Below are 7,519 nucleotides of genomic sequence, written 5' to 3'. Positions count from 1 at the left end.
TTGGAACAAGCCCAAATGCCATATATGGCCAATTGTACACAGCTCTACTGGTATATGTGTTACTCAAATTTGTGTTCGATCAAGGAAACTCCGTAGTTCATCCAAGTGCCAAGTTAACTTTTGCCGAATTCGATCGGTTATTTAGCATGGACGTTATGCAGCCGGAATGGATCGTTTATTTGACGAGTAATTTAACCTTCCCTTGAATCCATTTATTGGTAGATCAACAGGCCTGTATTTTGTACAACAAAAATGGCTCTACTCCTCTTAAACTCGTATATTTCGGTTATATTGTTGTATGAAATGCAACATTATCAGCGGAATGGCTTGTTTTGAGGTGTAAATGTTGTATGTAGTACAACATGTGGCTTGGAATTAGGAGTTTGGGAATTTAGGAAATATGGAGTAAGTTTTTGTGTGAGAGGAGATTGGATGCATGACCGAGCATGAGCATGAGGACGCTGGAGTCCGCGAACAGAGTCTGGAAGTAATCAAGCATAAGCTGAGCTTATTACCGGATAAGCCGGGCTGCTATATCATGAAAAACCGCGAAGGTACCATTATTTATGTGGGAAAAGCAAAAGTACTGAAGAATCGTGTGCGCTCCTATTTCACAGGGAGCCACAGTGCGAAGACGCAAAAACTAGTCAGCGAAATCCGCGACTTTGAATATATAATTACCTCCTCGAACATGGAGGCTTTGATTCTTGAGTGTAATCTGATTAAGCAGCATCATCCGCGGTACAACGTACTCTTGAAGGATGATAAGACGTTCCCGTACATCAAGATTACACATGAAGAGCAGCCGCGCTTAGAAGTCACGCGGCGGGTGTTTAAGGATAAGGGCAAGTACTTCGGCCCTTATCCGAACGCCTTTGCGGCCCAGCAGACGAAGAAGCTGCTGGACCGGCTTTATCCGCTGCGCAAGTGCAAGACGATGCCCGAGAAAGTATGCCTATACTATCATATCGGGCAGTGTCTGGCGCCTTGCGAATTCGACGTATCCGCCGAGACGAACGAGCGGATGGTGCAAGAGATCAGTCGTTTCCTGAACGGGGGACACGACGTTATTAAGGAAGAGCTGACGGCCAAAATGCTGGCCGCGGCGGAGGAACTGAACTTCGAGCGCGCGAAGGAGCTGCGCGATCATATCATGAACATCGACGCCGTGATGGAGAAGCAGAAGATCACGACGGCAGATGCGCTAGACCGCGATGTCTTCGGGTACGCGGTTGACAAGGGCTGGATGGCTGTGCACATCCAGTACATGCGTCAGGGCAAGCTCATCGAGCGGCACGTCTCGCTGTTTCCGTATTACGGTGATGAGTACAATGACTTCATCACCTATGTGACTCAAGTCTACAGCGACAATCCGGCGCTGCCGAAGGAGATCTTCCTGCCGACGATTCCGGTACAGGCAGCAGTTGCCTCTACAACTGCTCCTACAGATGCTCTTGCTGAAGCTAATTCTGAAGCTCCCGCTGAACCGTCAATGGACACCCCTGTCGAAGTCCCGGCGGAAGTTGCGGCTCAAGTTGAGGCTGAAGAGAAGGATGTCCGCGAAGCGCTGGAATCCTGGCTCAAGGTCAAGGTGCATATCCCGCAGCGAGGGCTGAAGAAGCAAATGGTCGATATGGCTAAAGACAACGCCCGCAATGCACTGGATGAGAAATTCCGCTTGGTGGAGCGCGATGAGCGCCGCACGACCAAAGCAGTCGAGAATCTTGGAGAGTGGCTCGGCACGGGAACAATTCGCCGTATCGAAGCGTTCGATAACTCGAATATACAAGGGACGAACCCGGTTTCTGCGATGGTCGTCTTCGTAGACGGAAGGCCGGATCGTAAGGAGTACCGTAAGTACAAAGTCAAAACGGTCGTTGGTCCGGATGACTACGAAACGATGCGAGAGGTCATTCGTCGGAGATATGAGCGTGTACTTAAAGACAATCTCACAATGCCTGACCTGATCGTCGTGGACGGAGGGAAAGGACAGATTTCAGCCGCAGTCGACGTACTGGAGAATGAATTAGGCTTGTTCATTCCGATCTGTGGTCTTGTGAAGGATGCCAAGCACAAAACAGCGCAGCTCATGATCGGAGATCCTGCCGAAGTTGTGCCATTGCCGCGTGACAGCCAAGAGTTTTACCTGCTGCAGCGGATCCAAGACGAGGTTCACCGTTTCGCGATAACGTTCCACCGCGAAACAAGGGCGAAGTCGATGGTTGTTTCTCAGCTGGATGCCATTCCCGGCATCGGGGAGAAACGCCGTAAGGCATTGCTTAAGCATTTTGGCTCTGTACGCAAAATAAAAGAGGCTGAAGTCCAAGACTTCAAGCCTCTGGGTATTGGTGAGAAATTGGCTAGCGACATTCTCAAAGCGCTTCAAGGCGAGGCGGCGGCTCCCCAGGAATAAGGGGACCCCGCCTTTTTCCATGCAGCCAGGCCAGCAGCAAGCCGACCAAACCAGGCAGCAGGATATAGAAAATGCCGGCAAGTACATCGCTTACATGTCCGAGATAGAAGAGAGACATTCCCATGAGGATGCTGTCCATGCAGGCATGAGCGAAAATGGCGGTTATGAAACCATATTTTAGGAAGACGTAACCTAGAATAATGCCAATGATGGTGACCTCGATTAGCCGAGTGTAGACGGGATAAATGGGATACTGCGTATGACTAGCCGCCCAAATCACGCTGGGAATGACAATCGCAATAAAGTTTGAGCGAAACAGCTTCTTGAATAGAATGATGCCGAGCAGTCGGTAGGTCGCCTCTTCAGATATGGCAGCAACCCAGGCCATAAGCGGGAAAAAGTGAGGTTCTACCATATTTAGAACAGAATCGGATGGATCATTCACAGACCAAACATCAAAATTCACTTCACCTGTGTAAAAGAGCACCTGCTGAACGCCTAAGATGAAAAGAGCCAGCAAATAACCGCGCCCCATGCCGTTATAAACCTCAGTCCCAAATGAGAACTCCCTCCAAGCGGGCCATTTCCGCTGTCCAATTGAATTCCACAATCCATTACCTGCTACAAGAGCAAGGTAGAGAGATATGCCGAGCAGCAAAGTCACTATATTCATGAAAATAATAGCTGCCCATGTTGCGAAATCGTCGTTCAGAGCTCCACTCATAGCTCTAAAAGCAGGATACATATTGAAGTTGTTGGTGATATAAATGGCTAAGAAAATGGCTGTCAAAAGCAGGCCTCTATTGAATTTCATATGTTTTCTATAGATGATGGCGAATACAATCGCGGCAATTGTCATGATGAGTGTGAAGCCCATGGAAATCCAAGTCATGAGAGACGCAGAATGATCCTGCTGATCAATCCAGATTTGATGCGACGCAGGTAAGCTGAAGAGCACGTTAAAACCAGTCAGATTTTTGTCATCGAAATCAACTTGAACCTGTAACTTTGCTTCGCCCAGCGGTTTGGATTGCTTTTCATAAAATAAGGTTGTTCCATGTTTTGAATCGTCTTTGGCAGCCCGTTTATCTATGGGTGCAAAGTCATCCGGGTCAAATCCTTGCTGCCGAATTTCCTGCTTGGCCAAAATGTCTGCTTTCTGCTTGCTAATCATAGCCTGATCGGAGGGATTCTGCGTTTCACGCCATCCAATAACGGCAGCATTCGTGTAATTAATCTCCACTTCAAATTGACGGTTGGTCTTGGTGTCTTTTACGCTTACTTGATAATAATCAATGGGGTAACGCTCTCCATAGCCCTTCAAATAGGCTTCTAACAAATGCTCCTTCTGCAAATAACCGCTGCGGTCCTTCTTGGATTGATAAACAACATAGGTTTGCGGGTTATGCAAATCGTAGCGCTCCCTTACAAATTGAGCTGCGCGATCCGCAGCCTGCTGCTTCGTGATGGAAGGATTGTCTGCTGCCGACGGTTCTTCGGCCCGAAGTCCGTATAAGGCGGATATCCCCAAATAAAGAGCTGCTCCAATGCATGCAAGGAAGAGGAGAAAACGATTAAATTTTGGCCTGATCATAGTGAGTTCCCTTCTACATTCTCGATTCTGAAATCACATCTTTCACGTTATCATAGTTTAAAAAGAAAGCCAATTTAGTGGTAAAGAATTCAAAACAATTATATAATACCTATCAATTGGGTAATGTTCGGAATTTCTAATGAATAACGGGGGAACCCTACCGTTAAGGTGTTGGAAATATTTATGTCGTTTTTTGAACATACAGGAGGCACAATGATTAAAAAAATGAGTATTTGGCGACTAACGCCTCCGCAAATTCTCGTTCTCGGATTTGCTGCAATTATCTTCTTAGGAGCAGGGCTTTTGACACTTCCCTTTGCTTCAGCAACGGGGCATTCGATTGCTTTTATTGATGCGCTGTTTACAGCGACTTCGGCAACTTGTGTGACTGGTTTGGTCGTGGTGGATACTGGGAGTGCCTATACGATGTTTGGGCAGATCGTCATCGTGAGCTTGATTCAAATTGGTGGTTTGGGTTTCATGACCATGTCGACGTTAATCGCTTTTGCCTTCCGTAAAAAAATCACATTAAAAGAACGACTCGTTCTGCAAGAAGCCTTTAACCAAGGCAGTATGGAAGGTATTGTCCGACTTATCCGTAAAGTCATTATTTATTCGTTATCGATTGAAGCCATTGCAGCCGTGATTTTCACTATTCGTTGGACGTTTGATTTCGGTTTTACGAAAGCCTTATATTTTGGGATTTGGCATGCCATATCCATGTTTAATAACGCTGGTTTTGATTTATTTGGCACGGTCGATGCGCCATTCGTTTCCTTTACCGGCTATGTGAATGATTTCGTGGTAAACTTTGTTGCTATGGCGCTTATTGTGCTTGGGGGTATTGGTTTCATTGTTATGTCCGATTTGATGGATTTTAAGATCAAGAAGAGGCTTTCTCTGCATTCCAAAGTGGTGCTTAGCATGACTGGTTTTCTGATTGTGTTTGGAGCTATTATCATCTTTATATTCGAGTATACCAATATCAGAACCATGGGTTCTTTGGATTTGGGCGGGAAGATACTAGCCTCCTTCTTCCAATCCGTTGCCCCTCGTACAGCTGGGCCGAATACGGTTGATATTGGGGCTCTTCGCCAAGCCTCTCAATTTTTCATTGTCATTCTAATGTTTATCGGTGCTTCTCCTGGCTCAACAGGTGGGGGTATTAAAACAACTACCTTTACGATTCTAATTAGTGCGATAGTGACGATGATCCGTGGGAAAGAGGATATTGTTATTTTCCGTTATCGATTGGCTAAGGATCGTATTCTCAAGGCTATTACCTTAACGATGATGGCTCTGTTTTTAGTTATCATTGTTACGATGCTGTTATCGACGACAGAGGATGCACAGCTTTTGAAAATTTTGTTTGAAGTGACATCCGCCTTCGGAACCGTAGGTTTGACGATGGGATTGACTCCTGAATTAACAACATTTGGGAAGATTCTCATAAGTTTGACGATGTTTGCTGGGCGTCTAGGACCTATCACATTAGCCTATGCCTTGCAGCCGAAGCAAGAGAAAGAACTATATAGACACCCAGAGGGTAAAATCACGATTGGATAAGGGGAACAAGAAATATGAAGAAAAATCAATATGTTGTAATCGGGCTGGGTCGTTTTGGTTCCAGTATTTCCAAAGAACTCATAAAGCTTGGTTATGAAGTGTTGGGTATAGATAAAGATGAAGAAGTCGTTGATGAGATGAGTTCAGAGCTTACACATACGGTTGTTGCGGATGCGACGGATGAAGAGGTATTGAAGTCATTGGGCGTACGAAATTTCGACTGCGCTGTTGTAGCCATTGGGGATGATATTCAATCAAGTATCCTAGCGGCTATTGTGCTTAAAGATTTGGGCATTAAGAAGGTTGTAGCTAAAGCGTTGTCTGAACTGCATGGCAAGGTACTGAATAAGCTGGGTGTTGACCGCGTCATTTATCCGGAACGAGATATGGGTATCCGTGTTGCGCATCAACTCGTATCACCTAATCTTCTGGACTATATTGAAATTTCCAAAGAGTATACGATCGTGGAATTATCTGTCCCTAAGAATCTATGCGGCTTAGCTCTCAGGGAGCTGGATCCTCGTGCTAAGTATGGCTGCAGCATTGTAGCTATTAATAAACAAACAGGGATTATCATTGCACCAACGGCGGGTGATGTCGTGAATGAGAATGATGTGATGGTCATCATCGGAACCAACAATCAAATTGAAAAATTTGAAAGTGAAGTCATCAGCTGATGGAAAATACAACTTCGCTCTTAATTGAACATGTTATTATTTTACTTGTGTTAATTTTTGGATTGGGCATGATATCTGGAAAAGTGGCGCAGTGGTTGAAGCTTCCTGACGTAGCTCTGTTTCTCATCGCAGGTATGCTGGTGGGACAAGCCTTTCATTGGATTACAGAATCCAGCACATCTTTTACGAACCAATTCATTCTTGTCATAGGCTCAACCTTGATCCTCTTCGATGGAGGACGCAATATCAGACTTTCTGGTCTTCGCAAAGTATGGCTTACTGTAAGTTTACTCAGTGTGCCTGGCGTACTTATCACATGCGGCGCAGTGGCGGTAGCCGCTCATTTGCTGTTGGATTTACCTTGGATTTATGCTCTATTACTGGGAGCTATTATTGCTTCCACAGATCCCGCAACACTGATCCCAGTGTTTAAACAAGTGAAGATTCGTCCGAAAGTACGTGAAACGGTTGAAAGTGAATCTGCTTTTAATGACGCGACGGCTTCAATTCTAACATTTTCTTTATTAGCGATTATTCTTGGCACACAAGAGGTTTCTGTTGCTTCGGGTGTCTTTGACTTTGTGAAAACAGCACTGGGCGGGCTTCTTGTTGGAGCAGTTATAGGTTATGTAATGACGTTCCTGACAGCGCATTTGAAGCTGGGTCATCTCAGAGACTACGCAACGATAGCAATGGTTTCGACTTCACTTTGTGCTTATATCGTGGGAGAGGCGATTGGCGTTAGCGGTTTTATGGCGACCTTTACAGCAGGATTAATCTGGGGGAATGCAGGTACTTTTAAGCTGGAAATGAATGATAAACAGCTTGAAATGGAGCATTTTTCAGAAAATATTACGGTCATCATGCGCATGCTCATTTTCATCTTACTAGGCAGTCAAGTGAACTTTCCATTAATCCTTGAGCATTTCTGGACTAGCTTAGGTGTTATCTTTGTTTTTATGTTTATCGCGCGTCCGCTTACGGTTCTACTCTGTACATGGCCGGATCGAAAAGCGAAATGGAAGCGAAATGAAATTCTGTTCATGTTCTGGGTTCGAGAGACCGGGGTTATACCCGCGGCTTTATCTGGAATGGTAGCTGGGATGGGCGTTCAGCACAGTGATCTTATTGCTAGCGTTACGTTCATGGCTGTACTAATAACCATTCTGTTTCAAGCAAGCACAACGGCTTATGTGGCACGTAAACTGGGTCTTGAAATAAAGCCCAATGATCCCGATAATAATGATTAAAATAAACTTTTTTGATCAC

5 protein-coding genes and 1 pseudogene are annotated in these 7,519 nt (G+C 45.4%); 5 read left to right on the top strand and 1 reads right to left on the bottom strand.

The window, feature by feature from the left end; all coding sequences use genetic code 11:
- Window positions 1-206 (top strand): annotated as a pseudogene (locus tag G519_RS51090) (IS4 family transposase); the annotation flags it as partial.
- A gap of 230 nt (window positions 207-436) precedes the next feature.
- Window positions 437-2,413 carry an excinuclease ABC subunit UvrC gene (uvrC, locus tag G519_RS0126980; RefSeq protein ID WP_029197347.1) on the top strand — a complete coding sequence of 659 codons (1,977 nt, stop codon included), beginning with the start codon at window positions 437-439 and terminating at the stop codon, window positions 2,411-2,413.
- Here the strand turns inward: uvrC and G519_RS44715 are convergent.
- Complete coding sequence (locus tag G519_RS44715) at window positions 2,373-4,007, bottom strand: CPBP family intramembrane glutamic endopeptidase (RefSeq protein WP_036633850.1); 1,635 nt, start codon at window positions 4,005-4,007, stop codon at window positions 2,373-2,375. The two genes, uvrC and G519_RS44715, sit on opposite strands and share 41 nt — an antisense overlap.
- A gap of 213 nt (window positions 4,008-4,220) precedes the next feature.
- Between G519_RS44715 and G519_RS0126970 the strand changes: the two genes are divergently transcribed.
- Genes G519_RS0126970 through G519_RS0126960 form a run of 3 tightly spaced genes read left to right on the top strand, consistent with a single transcriptional unit; the run spans window position 4,221 to window position 7,500 of the window.
- Complete coding sequence (locus tag G519_RS0126970) at window positions 4,221-5,573, top strand: TrkH family potassium uptake protein (RefSeq protein ID WP_029197346.1); 1,353 nt, start codon at window positions 4,221-4,223, stop codon at window positions 5,571-5,573.
- A 14-nt stretch (window positions 5,574-5,587) separates the two neighbouring features.
- A complete protein-coding gene (locus tag G519_RS0126965) occupies window positions 5,588-6,250 on the top strand; it encodes a potassium channel family protein (protein ID WP_029197345.1) in 663 nt (220 codons plus the stop codon).
- The gene (locus G519_RS0126960; protein ID WP_029197344.1) at window positions 6,250-7,500 is read left to right on the top strand and encodes a cation:proton antiporter; all 1,251 of its coding nucleotides are present in this window, start codon (window positions 6,250-6,252) and stop codon (window positions 7,498-7,500) included. Before G519_RS0126965 ends, G519_RS0126960 begins: the two co-directional genes overlap by 1 nt.
- Window positions 7,501-7,519 lie beyond the last annotated feature (19 nt).

The organism is Paenibacillus alginolyticus DSM 5050 = NBRC 15375 (assembly GCF_000422905.1).
Taxonomy (GTDB): Bacteria; Bacillota; Bacilli; order Paenibacillales; family NBRC-103111; genus Paenibacillus_E; species Paenibacillus_E alginolyticus.
Note: the sequence above shows the minus strand (reverse complement) of the source record. Positions and strands in the feature narration are given on the sequence as shown.

Bases quoted from the DNA above. Each gene is read 5' to 3' on its own strand.
- uvrC (WP_029197347.1), top strand. From the start codon at position 437: ATGACCGAGCATGAGCATGAGGACGCTGGAGTCCGCGAACAGAGTCTG.
- G519_RS44715 (WP_036633850.1), bottom strand. From the start codon at position 4,007: ATGATCAGGCCAAAATTTAATCGTTTTCTCCTCTTCCTTGCATGCATT.
- G519_RS0126960 (WP_029197344.1), top strand. From the start codon at position 6,250: ATGGAAAATACAACTTCGCTCTTAATTGAACATGTTATTATTTTACTT.
- G519_RS0126970 (WP_029197346.1), top strand. From the start codon at position 4,221: ATGATTAAAAAAATGAGTATTTGGCGACTAACGCCTCCGCAAATTCTC.
- G519_RS0126965 (WP_029197345.1), top strand. From the start codon at position 5,588: ATGAAGAAAAATCAATATGTTGTAATCGGGCTGGGTCGTTTTGGTTCC.